The 16,981-nt window shown below is 45.6% G+C and carries 13 protein-coding genes; 8 read left to right on the top strand and 5 right to left on the bottom strand.

All coding sequences use genetic code 11. The annotated features are described in order from the left end of the window. Positions 1-25 precede the first annotated feature (25 nt). Complete coding sequence (locus tag F6K64_RS21085; protein WP_154659829.1) at positions 26-181, bottom strand: hypothetical protein; 156 nt, start codon at positions 179-181, stop codon at positions 26-28. A 197-nt stretch (positions 182-378) separates the two neighbouring features. On the opposite strand from F6K64_RS21085, the gene F6K64_RS21080 reads away from it, so the two are divergent. The 4 genes from F6K64_RS21080 to pgmB all read left to right on the top strand — a co-directional run bounded on the left by F6K64_RS21080 (position 379) and on the right by pgmB (position 9,643). Next, positions 379-519 carry a hypothetical protein gene (locus F6K64_RS21080; protein ID WP_154659830.1) on the top strand — a complete coding sequence of 47 codons (141 nt, stop codon included), beginning with the start codon at positions 379-381 and terminating at the stop codon, positions 517-519. 142 nt (positions 520-661) lie between these two features. Further along, the gene (locus F6K64_RS21075) at positions 662-2,908 is read left to right on the top strand and encodes an amylo-alpha-1,6-glucosidase (RefSeq protein WP_008185616.1); all 2,247 of its coding nucleotides are present in this window, start codon (positions 662-664) and stop codon (positions 2,906-2,908) included. Between the two features lie 492 nt (positions 2,909-3,400). After that, a complete protein-coding gene (locus tag F6K64_RS21070) occupies positions 3,401-5,821 on the top strand; it encodes a sucrose synthase (protein WP_008185619.1) in 2,421 nt (806 codons plus the stop codon). 840 nt (positions 5,822-6,661) lie between these two features. Then, on the top strand, positions 6,662-9,643 hold the full coding sequence (pgmB, locus tag F6K64_RS21065) for a beta-phosphoglucomutase (protein ID WP_008185621.1): 2,982 nt from the start codon (positions 6,662-6,664) through the stop codon (positions 9,641-9,643). Positions 9,644-10,104: 461 nt separating this feature from the next. Here the strand turns inward: pgmB and F6K64_RS21060 are convergent, their stop codons facing one another. Together F6K64_RS21060 and F6K64_RS21055 are read right to left on the bottom strand one after the other, a co-directional pair. After that, positions 10,105-11,181 carry a glycosyltransferase family 4 protein gene (locus tag F6K64_RS21060; RefSeq protein WP_008185623.1) on the bottom strand — a complete coding sequence of 359 codons (1,077 nt, stop codon included), beginning with the start codon at positions 11,179-11,181 and terminating at the stop codon, positions 10,105-10,107. A gap of 598 nt (positions 11,182-11,779) precedes the next feature. Then, the gene (locus F6K64_RS21055) at positions 11,780-12,469 is read right to left on the bottom strand and encodes a Crp/Fnr family transcriptional regulator (protein ID WP_008185625.1); all 690 of its coding nucleotides are present in this window, start codon (positions 12,467-12,469) and stop codon (positions 11,780-11,782) included. Between the two features lie 695 nt (positions 12,470-13,164). Here F6K64_RS21055 and F6K64_RS21050 point away from each other — a divergent pair. Beyond that, complete coding sequence (locus F6K64_RS21050) at positions 13,165-13,410, top strand: hypothetical protein (protein WP_008185628.1); 246 nt, start codon at positions 13,165-13,167, stop codon at positions 13,408-13,410. Positions 13,411-13,789: 379 nt separating this feature from the next. On the opposite strand, the gene F6K64_RS21045 is transcribed toward F6K64_RS21050, so the two are convergent. Next, positions 13,790-14,101, bottom strand: coding sequence for a hypothetical protein (locus tag F6K64_RS21045; protein ID WP_044493570.1), 312 nt, complete (start codon positions 14,099-14,101; stop codon positions 13,790-13,792). A gap of 277 nt (positions 14,102-14,378) precedes the next feature. Here F6K64_RS21045 and surE point away from each other — a divergent pair, with 277 nt between their 5' ends. The 3 genes from surE to F6K64_RS21030 all read left to right on the top strand — a co-directional run bounded on the left by surE (position 14,379) and on the right by F6K64_RS21030 (position 16,390). Continuing rightward, positions 14,379-15,062, top strand: a complete 684-nt coding sequence (gene surE, locus F6K64_RS21040) for a 5'/3'-nucleotidase SurE (protein ID WP_008185633.1) — start codon at positions 14,379-14,381, stop codon at positions 15,060-15,062. A 102-nt stretch (positions 15,063-15,164) separates the two neighbouring features. Beyond that, positions 15,165-15,326 (top strand): hypothetical protein, encoded by a 162-nt coding sequence (locus tag F6K64_RS21035; RefSeq protein WP_165691854.1) that lies wholly within the window; start codon positions 15,165-15,167, stop codon positions 15,324-15,326. A 125-nt stretch (positions 15,327-15,451) separates the two neighbouring features. Then, on the top strand, positions 15,452-16,390 hold the full coding sequence (locus F6K64_RS21030; protein WP_008185637.1) for an NAD-dependent epimerase/dehydratase family protein: 939 nt from the start codon (positions 15,452-15,454) through the stop codon (positions 16,388-16,390). Here the strand turns inward: F6K64_RS21030 and pgsA are convergent. Then, positions 16,336-16,887: a CDP-diacylglycerol--glycerol-3-phosphate 3-phosphatidyltransferase gene (gene pgsA / locus F6K64_RS21025; protein WP_044493634.1), complete on the bottom strand. Its 552-nt coding sequence runs from the start codon at positions 16,885-16,887 to the stop codon at positions 16,336-16,338. The two genes, F6K64_RS21030 and pgsA, sit on opposite strands and share 55 nt — an antisense overlap. Positions 16,888-16,981 lie beyond the last annotated feature (94 nt).

Below are 16,981 nucleotides of genomic sequence, written 5' to 3'. Positions count from 1 at the left end.
CAACTTTAGGGATTACCATTTAGCTCTAAGGGTAGCAATCCTCTGAGCAGATAGCATTTTCATTTGAGATGTAAACATAGAGGAAACAGGGAATCGGGAATCGGGAATCGGGAATCGGGAATCGGGAATCGGGAATCGGGAAGAGTAGGGAAGAGCGCCGATTTTTTGGTGTTATTATCAATCAGCGTTGGGTTTCTGGAATTCAATAAACCGAAAATATTTAAATAATTTGATTTTAAAATAACTAAATAAATTTGATTATTGGTAATTTATATTATTAAAATAATATCTAATCTGATAGACAGCAATAACAACGTTATTTGTTTAAAAATATTCCGTTTTAGATACTTATGATGTCTAGCAATCCGTCTAGGAATTGTGAGAATTTTTGCTCCCGACTCCCGATTCCCGATTCCCGATTCCCGACTCCCTCGGTGCGCTTTCCGTAGGCGAATTAAATTCGCCACGGGTCGCACCGCTCCCGACTCCCGACTCCCTGTTCCCTTTACTAAATCTTAGGTCTTCGACCTGTCCAAAACAATTGATAATTAACTAGGGTAATGTCCATGTCTCCCGACCCTTACAACAGCGGTAGAGAGAGACTTATGACATCCCCCAAGGACCCACCACTAGTTAAACCCAAAGCCCCAGCGCTGATTTTATGGATCTACAGATTATCGAACGAGATGGTAGACGATACCTTCCTACCGAGCAGTTGTCGATGACCGAATGGCCTCGGCTCACCACAAACCAACCTCTACCAACCCTTCCTCTCAAAGTAGATGACCTGTTTTTAATCACAGATACCCTAGGGAATATTTCGGGGAACTTAGAAAACGAAAATAATAGCACAACCGGGTTATTTTGTCAAGATACCCGCTTTCTCTCTCGCTTAGAGTTACAAATTGAAGGGCAACTGCCCATTCCCCTGAGTAGCAGTGCTGAGGAAGGATTTGTCCTATCGGTGATGTGTTGCAATCCCCGTTCACCTAATCTTCCCCCAAAAACCCTAGGCATTCAGCGGCAGCTAGCCCTCCATGGTGGCTTATGGGAAGAAATTGTAATCACCAATTACGACACTCAACCCCTTAGCTTCAGCGTCAGCCTCAGTTTTGATGCCGATTTTAAAGACTGGTTTGAAGTCAGGGGTCATCAGCGACAGCAGCGGGGAACTCTGCTGCATTTACTACCGCCTGATATCGATTTAGAGACGCTGTTAACCCTAAGTGAGTTCAACACCGATACCATCAACCTAGCTTACCAGGGACTGGATAACTCCCTGATTGAATCTCAGATCGACTTTACTCACCGTCTCCCAGACACCTACAAAGGGAACACAGGGGTTTGGGACTTGTGCCTCAAGCCTGGCGCTACTGAAACCTTAGGCTATCGACTGGAACTGCTCACCCACAAAGCGCGAATCACTACAGCTAAAATTCCAGCCACCCTTGAACAAGCTAAGACCGCTAACTTACTCCAAAACCAGGAATGGTATAAACGGGTAACTCACATTAGCTGCGATAATGAAACCCTTAACCAAGTGATTTCTCGGGCAATACGAGACATCTTTTTACTAAGGCAGACTATTAATGGCTGCACAGTTCTTTCCGCAGGAGTACCTCGGTTTTCCACCTTGTTTGGCCGAGATTCCATAATTGCTGCCTCACAAACCTTAATTCTTGACCCTACCATCCCCAAAGGGACTCTGGAAATTTTAGCCCAGTACCAAGGCCAAGAGGATAACCCATTGCGGGATGAGCAACCGGGTAAGATTTTGCATGAACTCCGGGTTGGGGAATTGGCTCGCTGTCGGGAAATTCCTCACACTCCCTACTACGGTACAGTTGATGCTACCCCACTCTGGCTGATGCTCTATGCCGATTACTATGCTTGGACCAATGACACAACTACCCGAGACCAGCTCTGGCCCCATGCTTTGGCGGCCATGGATTGGATTGATCGTCAATCTCAGCAAAACGGCTATCTCTGTTATCAGCGCCAGTCCAAAAAAGGTTTGCGTAATCAAGGGTGGAAGGATTCCGGTGATTCCATGGTCACTCGTGATGGTTCCCTAGCAACGGGAGCGATCGCATTATGCGAAGTCCAAGCTTATGTCTATGGTGCTAAAACTAGACTCAGCCATCTGGCCAGGATCAAGCAGCGAATTGATTTAGCCGAGCGTTGGGAAAACCAAGCCAAGGAACTCAAGCAACGCTTCAACCAGGATTTTTGGCTAGAGGACCTAGACTTCTGTGCCTTAGCACTAGATGGACAAGGAAAACTCGTAGATAGCATAACCTCCAATCCTGGTCATTGCTTGTCTTTGGGCATTTTTACCCCAGAAAAAGCAGCTAGTGTAGCAAAGCGACTGTTAGCACCAGATATGTTCAATGGTTGGGGGATTCGTACCCTTAGTAATCAATCCGCCGCTTACAACCCGATCAGCTATCACGTGGGATCAGTCTGGCCCCACGAAAATTCCTTGATTGCGGTAGGATTGCGTACGCTAAATCAAGTCGATCAAGCCTTAAAAATTGCCCAAGGCATGATTGACATGACAGTTGAGCAACCCTACTATCGTCCTCCAGAACTATTCTCTGGTTACCAGCGCACTTCCAACAGCTCTCCGGTAAAGTATCCAGGAGCCTGTCCTCTCCAAGCCTGGGCAACTGGCAGCATTTTCCAACTGCTGCAAATGATGGTGAATTTGCGACCGGATGCTCCAGGAAAAAATTTACGTATTTTCCGACCAACTTTACCAAATTTTATCAATCAACTCTTAGTTCGTAACTTGCGGATTGGCTCAACGGTGCTAGACTTGCAATTGGAACGATCTGATACAACCACCACCTGTAAAGTGGTCAAAAATTCCGGTAACCTCACGGTTGTGATCCAAAGCTCCAGTTAATGGCAAAGGGAAAGGACAAAGCATAGGGCTATAAATTTGTCCGGCGTGACAGTGGTAAGGCTTTCATAGAATTGACCCTGACCACTAAGCGCTGATCTCCCACGCACTGCCTTTATACTTGCCCAGTTATGATGATCGGCAAGCTGTCTTGACCATTAGTGCGTGGGAGTTGAAACCTATTGTTCAGGGTGTTTGAGTGTAGGTTATTTATCCTGCTGAAATTTTAATCAAAATTAAAAGCTTAATTGTTTCCATGTATTTTCCAACTGCCTTGTCGATCTAGGGGAATCATGTAAATATGGCGGTTGCTTACTTAAAGCTTGGCACACCCCGCCCTAATTCCAATCAAGATAGTGGGGTAAGCTATTGCCCCACTGCCAGAAGATCCCAAGGAGTGAGCCAATCTCCCACGACAATCCTACTCCCTGCTAGCCAAGGGCTAGAGCGGGAGTAGGTTACAGACCCACCATGGACAAGACACGCTAAGTTACTATGTCTAGTTTGTTACGAGCTGTTCTCCAAAGTAACGAGAAAGCCGATTTGCGTCAGTTTATCAGTCAACTGCGATCTGAACAAGAGCGGTACTTTCTAAGGAATCAGATTCTGCAAGCGTTTGATAATTACTGCACTACTCATGACAAGCCTGCTTACTTTAAAAGAACTTCCTCTATCGCCGAACTACTGAACTATACCCACGAAATTATTCTGGAAGAGAAAAACCTTTGGCTTCTCTTGCGGACAAGGGTTGCTTCTCAAGAAATCTATCGGCTAGCAGCGGATTTGACCAGTTTTGAACCAATGCCAGTGGAGGAGTTACTGAGCTTACGCGATCGCTGGGTTAAGCGCTACTTCCCAGAAAAAGGGGGTCTGCTAGAAATTGATGTTGGTCCGTTTTACAAAAATACTCCTACAATTCGTGACCCGAGAAAGATTGGCAATGGGCTGGAGTTTCTTAACCGTTACCTATCTAGCCAATTATTTGCTGACTCTGAGCAGTGGCTAGAGGAGCTGTTGAAAAACTTACAAGCGCACCACTACGACCACACACCATTACTGCTCAATAACCGGATTGACTCAACTACTCAACTCTTTGAAAAGCTTAAGGAAGCACTAACATTAGTGGGAGAGCTACCAGCTCACACCCCCTATGAAAAGTTTCGCTTCGAGCTTCAAGTTCTCGGTTTTGAAGCAGGTTGGGGTAACACTGCTGGTCGAGTGCGCGAAACCCTAGAACTGCTTGAGCGGTTAATGGACGCTCCTGATCATGCAGTCCTCGAAGCCTTTATTTCTCGTATTCCCCTAATCTTTCGGGTTGTTCTGGTTTCCGTTCATGGCTGGGTTGGTCAAGAAGGAGTCTTGGGTCTTCCCGACACCGCTGGTCAAGTGGCATACGTCATCGACCAAGCCCGTAGCCTGGAACAAACAATCCAAAACAATATTAAACTCTCAGGTCTTGACGTTCTGGGGGTCGAACCAAAGGTGATCGTTCTGACTCGCCTAATTCCCAACTGTGAAGGTACCCAGTGCAATCTACGCCTAGAAAAAATCCAAGGCACCAGCAACGGTTGGATTTTACGGGTTCCTTTCCAGGAATTTAACCCAAAAGTCACTCAAAACTGGATTTCCAAATTTGAGATCTGGCCCTATCTCGAATCCTTTGCCTTAGATTCAGAAAAAGCGCTGCTAGAAGAATTCCAGGGTAGTCCAGACTTAATTATCGGAAACTATTCCGATGGAAGTTTAGTTGCGTTTCTGCTGGCGAGACGCCTAAACGCTATCCATGGCAGTATTGCCCACACCATGGAAAAGCCTAAATATCTGTTTAGTGACCTCTACTGGAAAGACTTTGAGTCCCAATACAACTTCTCCATACAATTCACCGCTGATTTAATTGCGATGAATTCAGCGGATTTCATTCTGACCAGTACCTATGAGGAGCTTGTGGGAACACCAGAGAGTGTAGGCTACTACGAGTCTTACAAGTGTTTCAGTATGCCCGAACTGTATCATGTGGTGAATGGGATTGAGTTATTCAGCCCCAAATTTAATGTGGTACCACCAGGGGTCAACGAAAACATTTTCTTTCCCTACACCCAGACATCAGACCGGATTGCCCACGACAGTGAACGGGTTAAAGACTTGCTGTTGAGCAAGGAAGACCCCGAAATTGTCGGCTATCTCAACAGTCCTAACCAGCGCCCGATTCTGAGTATTGCGCCCCTAACCTCAATCAAAAATCTGAGTGGCTTAGTGGAATGCTTTGCCAGTTCAAAAGAACTTCAGCAAAAGTGCAACCTAATTTTAATTACTAGCCATGTCAGGGTTGAGGACGCCACTGATCCAGAAGAGAAAGGGGAAATCGAGAAGCTTAACCAGCTAATTAAGCAATACAATCTTCATGGCAAAATTCGATGGATCGGACTACGTCTGACCACCCCTGATATCGGTGAATCCTACCGAGTGATTGCTGATTTGGGGGGATTTTTAGTCCATCCTGCTCGCTTTGAAGCCTTTGGTCTAACGGTTTTAGAAGCCATGATCTCCGGTTTACCAACATTTGCTACTCAATTTGGTGGACCATCAGAGATTATTCAAAACGGCGATAATGGGTTTCTCATTAATCCCACAGACTTGCAAGATACTGCCGAAAAAATTCAGCAATTTATTTCAAAGTGCGAACACACCCCTGACTACTGGCAGAAAATTTCTCAAGCAGGTATCAAGCGAGTTCGGGATAAATACAATTGGCAGTTGCATACCAAACAGCTGCTCTCACTCGCAAAAATTTACGGATTCTGGAGCGAAACCTCTAAAGAAAGCCGAGAAGCTCTGCTGCGCTACCTAGAAGCTTTGTTCTATCTGATTTACAAACCCAGAGCGACAAACTTACTAGCCAAGCATAGGTCGCGTTAATCAGAGATTATGGGCTATAAAAAAGTGAGGAGGGGGAGCAGAAAGCATCACAACTGAATGGTTGAGCTGACTGTTTCTAAAGTAATGCTTAAAAGCCTTCAAATTCTACTGATTTTAAGCTAATAAGAACTCACTCTTAGTTAATTCCCTGGTAATTTCCGGTTAATCGGGAATTTACTAGCTAAGATGCACCACGATGGACATTAGTCCGCTCGTTGTAATGGTTACGACAGCTACGAATGACCGCCAGTTCGTAGCCCTGCCGCTAGTAGTTAAGGTGAGGGAAAAATCTGCTGCTAGCCCAACCAGCCTTTACAACCAACATTGCCCTTCGCGGAAGCGGGACTAAGTCCGACAAACTTTACTCCCGATCTCAGTTGCACAAAACCCGTGCAATCATGGAGGCTGATTCTAGAAATTACTAGTTATAGAAATTACTAGTTATTAAGCCTCCTATCGTTAACTGACCTAAACTCATCGTCCGATGTCGGCTACCAACAGCTAACCAAAGATTTGTTGATGTGTCAGTTAATGCGGAAATCGCATAATTATTAGTGAATTCACTAATTATGGGCAATTTGCCTGAGCCAATAACTATTTCAATTAATTGCTAGTAGCCTTCCCTTGACAGCAGGGGTTTAGATTGTCGGGTATGGGGTATGGGGAAAATCTGGTGTTAGTGATCCGAGTTTCAAGGGTGGCGTTGTGCCATCTTCTGTTCACACCCCCATCAGCTCTCTCTCCCACTCCCTAAACCCTACACCCTATACCCCACAAGGGAAGGGAAGCGTTTGACCTCACTCAAGGAACCACCCACCACAGCAACACTAACGACTAACTATGGATGCCAAAGTATCGTCCCCATCTAGCTCTAACCACATCTACAGCGACTGGACAGTAACTGAGACCAAATTTGATCCGACTCAATTGCACTACAAGGAAACCGTTTTTACCCTTGGGAATGGTTACCTCAGTACCCGAGGTAGCTTTGAGGAAGGGTATCACGGTGCATGGCCAATGACATTGATTAATGGTGTCTACGACGATGTGCCAGTTGTCTATACTGAACTGGCTAATTGTCCTGATTGGCTACCTATAGTGATAGTTGTAGAAGGTGAACGCTTTCGTCTTGATCAAGGCGAGATCTTGCACTACGAACGTCAACTTGACCTGCATCGAGGCAAGCTAACTCGTGATGTGCGTTGGCGTAGTCCTGGTGGTAAGACTATCGATATCCATGTCGAGCGTTTTGCCAGTATGGCTGATGACCATCTGTTAGCCCTTCGCTGTCAAATCACTCCGGTGGATTTCGATGGCGCCATCGAAATTCAAGCCAGCATCAATGGCTACCCAGATAACCAAGGGGTGCTCCACTGGGAATGGTTGAAACAGGGTCAGATTTCAACGGGAACTAACCAGACATCAGAAGGAGGTATCTGGTTACACGTTCGCACCCGTCATACGGCTATCGAACTGGGTATGGCTTCCCGAGTCAGTGTAAGTGGTGTTGATGATGCCCAAATACAGCTAAAGGGTTGTGAAGGTCACCCCACCTTAGCCACTAGCTTACACGTGCGCTCAGGACAGCTAGTGACCCTGGATAAAGTAATTAGTGTGTTCACATCCCGGGACACCGAAAACCCAGAAAAGGTAGCCCAGGAACACCTGGTCAACCAACCAGATTATCTAACCCTATTCTCTCGACATGAGGCAGCTTGGGATAAGATTTGGCAAGATAGTGATGTTGTCATTGAAGGGGACATCAACGCTCAGATTGCTATACGCTACAATATGTTCCAACTGTTCATTAGTGCTCCTCGTCATGATGACCGGGTGAATATTCCCGCTAAAACCCTTTCTGGTTTTGGCTATCGGGGTCACGTTTTCTGGGACACAGAAATTTTTATGCTGCCGCTGATGATATTAACTCAGCCCCAGATTGCCAAGAATTTGCTGACCTACCGTTACCATACTTTACCTGGGGCAAGGCGTAAAGCTAAGCTTCAGGGCTATCCGGGAGCCGTTTACGCCTGGGAAAGTGCTGACACCGGCGACGAAGTAACCCCTCGCTGGGTTCTCTCTGCTGAGAAGGATGGAGACCCGATCCGAATTTGGTGTGGCGATCGCGAACTCCACATCACTACTGATGTAGTCTATGGTATCTGGAAATATTGGCAGGCTACTGGTGATGATGACTGGGTGGTGCGTTACGGTGCTGAGATTATCCTAGATACAGCGGTATTCTGGGGAACTCGGGTTGAGTGGAATGGTAAACGGGAACGCTATGAACTGCGGGATGTGATTGGTCCGGATGAATACCACGAAGGGGTAGACAACAATGCCTTCACCAACCGCATGGTTCAATGGCACCTAGAGACTGCTCAGTTCGTCCTAGACTGGTTGCGTCGGGAACATCCACAGAAAGCTAAAGAACTGGAAGAAACACTGGAGCTAACCCCAAGCCGAGTTAGTCTGTGGTCTGAAATTATCCGTCGGATGTGGATACCCTATGACCATGAAAGGGACTTAATCGAACAGTGTGAGGGGTTCTTCCAAATTGAAGACATCAACCTCCAAGATTACGAGCCACGTACCCGTTCCATGCAGGCTATCCTTGGCATTGAGGGAGCAAGTAAAAAGCAAGTGCTCAAGCAGCCAGATGTCTTGATGTTGCTATACCTGATGCGGGAGCAGTACGGCGTAACCTCTGAGCCAGAGAAATACCGGGAAATTTTGCAACGAAGTTGGGACTACTATTCTCCTCGCACCGATCACACCTATGGTTCGTCCCTCGGTCCTGCGGTTCACGCCATCCTCGGCTGTGAATTAGGAAAGACAGAGGAAGCTTATGTACACTTTATGCGGGCAGCGATGGTAGACCTCGAAAATGTGCGGCGTAACGCTCATGAAGGAATTCATGGTGCTTCCGGTGGTGGTGTATGGCAAGCTATAATCTTTGGATGCGCTGGGATCAAGTTCACAGACAATGGACCTGTTGCTATTCCCCACTTCCTACCGGGCTGGACACGTCTCAAGTTTAAGCTGCAATGGCGTGGAAAGAAGTACGAGTTTGATCTCAATCCAGAAACCAGTACTCAAACAGCACAATCTGAGGCTACCATCTCCCCAAGTTCTCGACCCCCCGGCTCTCCAGCTCAAATCCAGGGTGTGATTTTTGACTTAGATGGCGTAATCACCGATACCGCAGAATATCATTACCAAGCTTGGCAAAAACTAGCCGATGAAGAGGGTATTCCCTTTAATCGCGAGGCCAACGAAGCACTGCGGGGTCTTTCACGTCGAGAGTCCCTGATGGAACTTTTGAACGGTCGCTCAGCCACAGAAGACCAACTCCAAGAGATGATGGATCGCAAAAATAAGTACTATCTGGAATTGATCAAGAACATCTCTAAGGCTGACTTACTACCTGGAGCTCTAGAGTTACTGATTGAACTCAAGGAAGCTGGTATCAAAGTAGCGATTGGCTCCGGTAGCAAAAATGCCAAGGAAGTTATGGAACGATTGGGTATTAGCGATCGCATTGATTCAATTTCTGACGGCTACAGTGTGACCCGCTCTAAGCCAGCACCAGATCTGTTCTTGCACGCAGCACAGCAGTTGGGATTGGAACCCGCTTATTGTGTAGTAGTAGAAGATGCCGGATCTGGTGTCGAAGCCGCTCTAGCTGCTGGTATGTGGGCTGTAGGACTTGGTCCAGTTGAACGAGTTGGAGCAGCCCACCTGGTGTTACCCAGTCTCGAAGGCATACACTGGAGCAACCTCCACAAACAATTAGCAGGAAATCGTTTAATTCCTTGTTAGGGTATGCATTAACTAACTATTTGGAACTAAATTGGCTGGGTGAAGTCTAATTCACCCAGCCATATTTTTGTGGGTTTTGTCCTGAGTACTGAGTAGCGAGTGCTGCTTAATATAAATCAGTTCCTGTCATTTCTTATTCAGAAATCAATGAACTTGGCAACTCAGGACTTTTCTATTTAATTTTTATGTTTAGAGTGAATTACCACCATTGCTTCCCACCTATAGGTAGACTAGTGGATCTAGTAGTGACCTGCTTTGCAGGGATTTTTCCTTAACTAGATTGAACTAGATTATTTCAAAACGTAGATGGTTTTTCCTACTGGGTTTCACTTTTTGATACTAACAGATTAACCGCACTGAAAAGTGCAGTGGTGGGCTACATTTTCCCCATGAATGTGGGGAGTTTTGCCTCCCGATTTCCTATAATTATCTGGACAAAGCGTTAAGCAATATCAAAACGATTAGACTGCACTGACAGGGGCTGAGGTTGTGCCATTAGCTGACATATGCTGTTCGATCACTTTCTGAAAAGCCGCTTCATAGCCATCAACCATCTTGGGAACGCTGAAAGTCTCTTCCACATACTTACGGCACTCTTCCCGAGACAGTTTAAGAGCCTCTGGAATGGCAGCGTTTATATCCTCAACATTGGCACAGATTATGCCAGTTCTCTTGTCGGCCACCACTTCCGGTACAGAGCCAAAGTTCGTGGCAATCACTGGAGTCCCAACACACATTGACTCAATCATCACCAAACCAAAAGGTTCGGGCCAGGTAATCGGAAAGACGGTCAGGCTGGCTTTGGATAATAATTCCACCTTCTCTTCGTGGCTGACTTCACCCAAGTATTGAATTTGTTTACCGTCGATTTCCGGAGCAATTTCTTGTTCGAAGAATTCCCGGTCAACTACATCAACCTTGCCCGCCATTTTCAAGTTCCAGCCAGTTTCACGGGCAATTCTGATCGCATGATGAGGTCCTTTCTCCTTTGACAAACGACCCAAAAACCCTAAGTAGGGGGGGTCATCGGCTGGTTTTGGATTGAACGGATAATCCTCTATTTTAACACCATTGTAAACGGTGGCAACGTAATTCATCTCTGGTCCGGATGACCGCTGATGATTACTGATGCTAATATGGGGTATGTGGCTGTATCGCGCATAAGCCTTGCTAATATCATGGCCGAAGCGACCATGCATGGTATGAACCACAGGGGTCTTGTACATGTCAATCACCGGAAAGGTAATCATCCCTGTGTGAAAGTGAATTAGGTCAAACTCATCAGCCACCTCGCCAATCTGAGCCAGTTGCAGTAGTTCGTAAACTATTGGTGCCTCTACGGAGGGGTCAAGGCGCAAAGCCTGAGGAGCCACAGACTTTAGTTTAGCCTTAGTGATGGAATCTCCAGACGCAAATAGGGTGACATCGTGACCGCGACGAACTAATTCATCAGTGAGTTGGCTCACAACTAGTTCGATCCCACCATAGCCTGGTGGGGGAACTCTCTCCCATAAGGGGGAAACTTGAGCTATCCGCATATCTATAGTCCTCCAAAAATCTTCTAAATTGGCTTGATTGAGAGCTAGTAAAACTTAAGACGGTGCTCTGATCACAAATAAAAACCGATTCTGCTATCTTACAGAAAGTTTTTAGCTTTTGGGAAGAAGCTAGACCTAATCTATCTACATTCCCCGGGAGTAAGTCAGCACCCTACAGGTGTAGGCAGGTTAATTAATTTAAGTTTTATTTAACTTTATGAAGAAATATTAGCTTATGATAAGTAATCTATCAAGCCCGATGTTGGTAAATTCAGCCAAATCTCCTAAACCTAAGAGGCTAACAACCCACTTGAAAAGTAGACAGGGTGTCGAGTGTAGGGTGACAAGCCTGTAGGGTGAACCAGTGTGGGTCAAGCCGGTATGGGGTGTAGGAAGAGGATTTAGTGAGTCAGGGTAATGGCGATTAGCCGTTCGGGGGGTGGCGTCAGCCCCATCGCAAAATCCTCAAAATTCGTCATTTTTTAGCACTACACAATGTAGTGAGTATTGAGTAGTGAGGAATGTGGGTTTTACGAACTTTAGTCCCACAGCCCACGCCTCCCTTGTGGCGCAGGTAGTACCTAGAGCTAATCTTGCCTCATGAGCTACCTCGTCTGACAAGCTGAGTTAGCTGCTTGATATTCATCAAGCGCATAGTCTGCTGCTCCGGGTCAGCCTTAATCCAGCCCTTACTCTCCAGCTTTTTCATAATTTTGGTAGTATCCTCTACACTGATATCTGTGATGTCAGCTAAGTCTTGATAGCAAATGTTATAGATTTCTGTGCCTTTTTCAGTGATTTCACCGTAATTTTCTGCCAAACCAACTAGAGTATTGACTAAATTAACCGCTGGAGGCTGATACCGATTTTGTAACCGGACATTGCTCTGACGTAACCGCCGCACCATCAGTTGTAACATGCGATGGTGCAACTGGGGATCTTTAAACAGAGTTTGAATAAAGCGTTGCGCAGAAATGGTCAGTAGTCGCACGTTCGACATGGCAACGATATCGGTGGAGCGGGGAGATTCATCAAGAATTGCCATTTCACCAAAAAAGTCACCCCGACCCAAAATTGCCAGTGTGACATCGTTTTCACCGCGTAAGTGTCGCACTTTAACCCAGCCGGAGACAATAAAGTAAACAGCATTACCCCAAGCATCTTCCATGATGATAGCTCGGTCGGTTGGGTACTCATGCTCCACCGCAATGGATTCAAACCATTCTAAGGTTTTTGGGCTAGCTGTATTAAATAGTGGGAAAAGGTCACTATAAGCTTTAGTCTGCATTAGGGTTCTTTAAGCTGAGATTGAAAGTAATGATACACACGCTTTGACGATCTGGAACTGCTTGGAAACTTCCTAGCGTAGCAGTGATGGTGGTTAACCACATTCTATTAAACCAACTCTATTAAACTAACAGGTAAAGGTGAATACTGATGATACTATCAGCTATGGACTGTTGAGTGTTATCGTTCACCAGTTACGTAGATAATTTAATTCAACCCTCCCCCACTAAGCTGTCGCCCATTTAAATTTAATAGTTTAGTGGCTGAACCCCTTTGTTGGTAACGAGTGATTTTTAAAATTACATGGGAACTTAAATCTTTGATTGTAGTAGGAGAGTCTTTTTTTTCTAGAGTATGAACCTATGCACTACCAGCAGGTAGTTAGAGCATCCCGAACGTAAAACCCTCTATCAGTTAATTCTGCGACCCAAACAAGTTTACTACCTTTAACCCTAGCTATTCCCATTGTTTTAACCCCAGGTTCAATTTGAAAGTGCATCTATAATAGCAGCAGCCCATCTCAGACCATAATGAAATAGCCCTGTAATAACGGTTACTTTTTTTTAAATATTCAGGTTTTGACGTATTTTTTGCCGTTTCATGAATCCTTTTTTAAGCGATGCAGCGCGGTCTTGGGGAGCCAGTGCGGTCTTGGGGGTTCCCCCCGGAGACGAAACCTGATTACGTTGAGCCTTTATGGTTGGTAGGTTATGCAAAAAAGGGTTAAAACTTGAGGCGCGACCCCGTAATTTAATTCTTCAAGCGGAAAGCGCGCCTCCATTGATTAAGGCGAGCCTGTCTTACGGTAACTATCGCCAAAGGCGACGCTTGGCCGTAGGCCACGCCAAAGGCGAACGCGAACAAACCATGAGCAACTGGCGTGGTTTCCCCCATGAGCGACTGCATCAAGACAAGGATATTAACCCGTTAATTCACATTTAAAATAAAGAGCAGTTTTTATTTAAAAGTCACTAAAATAACCAAAGGGTTTAGGAAGGTACTGTATTTTAAAATCCTGACTAAGCGGATTTTTTTAAACTTGTGGATCAGAATCTAAATTACAAACATCAGTTTTCAGGGATTTAATAGTCAATTATTTCTGAGTTTTTGTTTCCCTAATGGTATCGACCTTACCATTACTATTTCAGTATATCCGATACACACTGAGAGTGTTAAGATATAAGGAAAAAAAATTAATTGTGTCTTGGCTTACCCTTCCTAACTATGCATAGAGTAGCAGAGGAATTACCTCGACCACTTCTTGTTAAAGAAGCTGACGGCCAACAAATTCACACGGACTTTAACTACCGTCCACTAACCTCTATTGAAACACAGTTTCCCTGGTCCGAATCTGACTCTGGTGAGCCTGAGCAATTCTCTGTTTCCTAATTTGGGCAATGGCTTTGACTAGTCTAAAAGGATTAATACCGTGTTCGTTAGCATAGCGTAAGATATCTTGCAGCTCTTCTTCGGTAAAATTAACAGTTGGCTGAGAGTGGGTAGATGGCTGATTTTTGCTATTTTGAGTCATAATCCTGGTGTGCCAATAGGTTGAAGGTTGTAGATGTATCCCTGACTTGCCATAACAGTTGCTTGAAAGATTTTGAACTGAGGTTGTCAGATGGCTGCTCATGGGCAGCTATACCCATTGAGCGGTCAGCTTAAGGGCTACTTTCCTGGGTAAACAGCTATTAGCTCGTTAGCTGTACGGAGATCAGAGCTTAAGTTCAATAGCTAAACCAAAAGCTAAGTTTATACCCAAAGTAAGTATAAGCGTGCAAATGCTCAAGCAATTTGAGATGATTGACTTTAAGTTTGTAATACGGTTTCGATATTCCTTGATAGTTTGGCTTGGATTAGATCGTTTCCCATACTCAGCTGTTAATGACTAACCACTAACGACTAAACTAATGACTATAATCCTAACGAACGATGATGGGATAGATGCTCCCGGAATTAAAGCACTAGAGCAAGCGGTCAACGGTAACGGTAATTTTGTAATTATCGCTCCGGTGGAGCATCATTCAGGCTGTGGCCATCAGGTGACTACATATAAACCGATTCACGTCCAACGTCGGTCAGACTATGAGTATGCAGTCTCTAGTACCCCAGCGGATTGTACTCGCCTTGCAATATCACATATTATACCAGAGGTAAAGTGGGTTCTGTCAGGTATTAATGCTGGCGGTAACTTGGGGGTTGATGTTTACATTTCTGGTACAGTGGCGGCGGTTAGGGAAGCGGCGATACAGGGAATACCAGGTATTGCGATTTCCCAATGGATTAAAAAACCTTGGGTGATTAATTGGGAGGTGGCCAGTCGTTTGACAGCTAGGGTGTTGGCGGATTTGTTGAATCGTCCGATTTCTGCTGGTACTTACTGGAATGTGAATTTACCTCACTTGGAACCGGGTTCACCTGAGCCAGAGGTGGTATTTTGTGAACCGAGTACTCAACCGTTACCGATAAAGTATCGTGTGGACGGGGATCACTACTATTATGAGGGGGAGTATAACAAACGCGATCGCGCTCCTGGTACTGATGTGGATGTGTGTTTTTCGGGTAATATTGCTGTGACTCAGTTGCGACTTTAAGGCATCAGGACTTACCCAAAACTGGGCACCAAACGCCCTTAGGTAGTAGGGTGCCCCTACTAGTAGAGTAACTCTCCAAGTCCTGGCAATGCTATTGGTGGTTTGGTTTGGAACCACCAAGGCACAAAGGTAAGCATTCAGTGGTCAGTGGTCAGTGGTCAGTGGTCAGCCGTCAGCGGTCAGTGGTCAGCCGTCAGCCGTCAGCCGTCAGCTTATTTTATTCAAAAGCTGTTCGGTGTAGCTTGGCCAATGGCTGATAGCTGATACGCGACACGCTGATACGCGACACGCTGATACGCGACACGCTGATAGCTGAATACTTACGCACAAAGTACGCGAAGAGGGAATTAATCCATAGCGTGAATCAAAGTTTTTAGTAATTAGTTACCATGCGAATTTTAATCATGGGTGGTACCCGGTTTGTTGGGGTTTATTTAACCAAGGTTTTGGTGGAGATGGGCCATGAGGTGGTGCTGTTCAATCGGGGAAATAAGCCAGCGCCACTGCCAGGAGTCCAACAGATTCATGGCGATCGCAAGGATCCCAATCAGCTCAAGGAAATGTTATCGTCTCAAGAGTTTGATGGAATTTTCGATAATAATGCTCGGGAGTTGAGTGATACTCAACCGTTAGTGGAAATTTTTAAAGACCGGGTGCAGCATTTTGTGTATATGAGTTCCGCTGGGGTGTATTTGAAGTCGGAGCAGTTACCCCATCTCGAAGGAGATCCAGTTGATCCCAATTCTCGCCACAAGGGTAAACATCATACTGAGGCTTACCTACAAGAACTTGGGGTGCCATTTACGGCGATTCGTCCAACTTATATCTATGGTCCCCAAAATTATAATGATGTTGAAGCTTGGTTTTTTGACCGGATTGTTCGCGATCGCACCATTCCCATCCCTGGTAATGGCATGCACATTACTCAGTTAGGTCATTGTCAGGACTTGGCGAGGGCAATGGCGGCAGTATTGGGGAATCCGGAAGCGATTGGGAAAATTTACAATGTGTCCGGGGAACGCTATGTCACCTTTGATGGTTTAGCACGAACCTGTGCTATGGCCTGTGGTAAGTCGGCTTCAGAGGTCAAGCTCGTGCATTATGACCCCAAGCAGTTTGATTTTGGTAAGCGCAAGGCTTTCCCATTTCGATTACAGCACTTTTTTGCTGATATCCATAAGGCTAAGACGGAACTTAACTGGCAACCGGAGTATGATTTGCTTTCGGGACTGAAGGATTCCTTTGAGAATGATTATCTGGCTTCAGGTCGGGATCAAGCTGACGTGGATTTTGCCGTTGATGACCAGATATTAGCGGGTAACAGGTAAACTAAACCAGAGATTAAGGTTAGGACGACCGATAGCCAGAAAAGGACAAGGGATGGGATGATCCAGGTGTCGGGAGTTGGAGCAATTAAAAGTGCGATCGCACTAATTTGGCTGACGGTTTTGAGTTTACCCCAGATATTGGCTCCCTGTATGCTAGCGCTACCGGATAACTTGGGGTTAACTCGCCAACCTGCGATCGCTAACTCCCGTGCCAAAATCAAACAGACTCCCCAAGCGGGTACCTGACCTAGCTCAATTAATGCTAGTAGGGGCGCTAGTACCAAAAATTTATCCACTAACGGGTCAAGGAATTTGCCTAAATCAGTAATTTGGTTCAGTTTACGAGCTAGATAACCATCTAACCAATCCGTTCCAGCAGCAAGGAGAAAAATCCCTAAACTAATCCAGCGGCTTTGGTCAGTTGGGTGATTCAGGAAGTATAGGATAAAGGGCAACCCCAGTAAGCGGGAAAAGGTAATCCAGTTAGGCAGAGTCATTCTGGTAATCGGTAATCGGTAATCGGTAATTGGTAATTGGTTACTGACCATATTAATTTTAGGGGCACACGCTGTGCCCCCTTAAGCATTTCGT

The organism is Moorena sp. SIO3A2, from assembly GCF_010672265.1.
Taxonomy (GTDB): domain Bacteria; phylum Cyanobacteriota; class Cyanobacteriia; order Cyanobacteriales; family Coleofasciculaceae; genus Moorena; species Moorena producens.
This window is presented reverse-complemented; position numbering and strand designations above follow the sequence as displayed.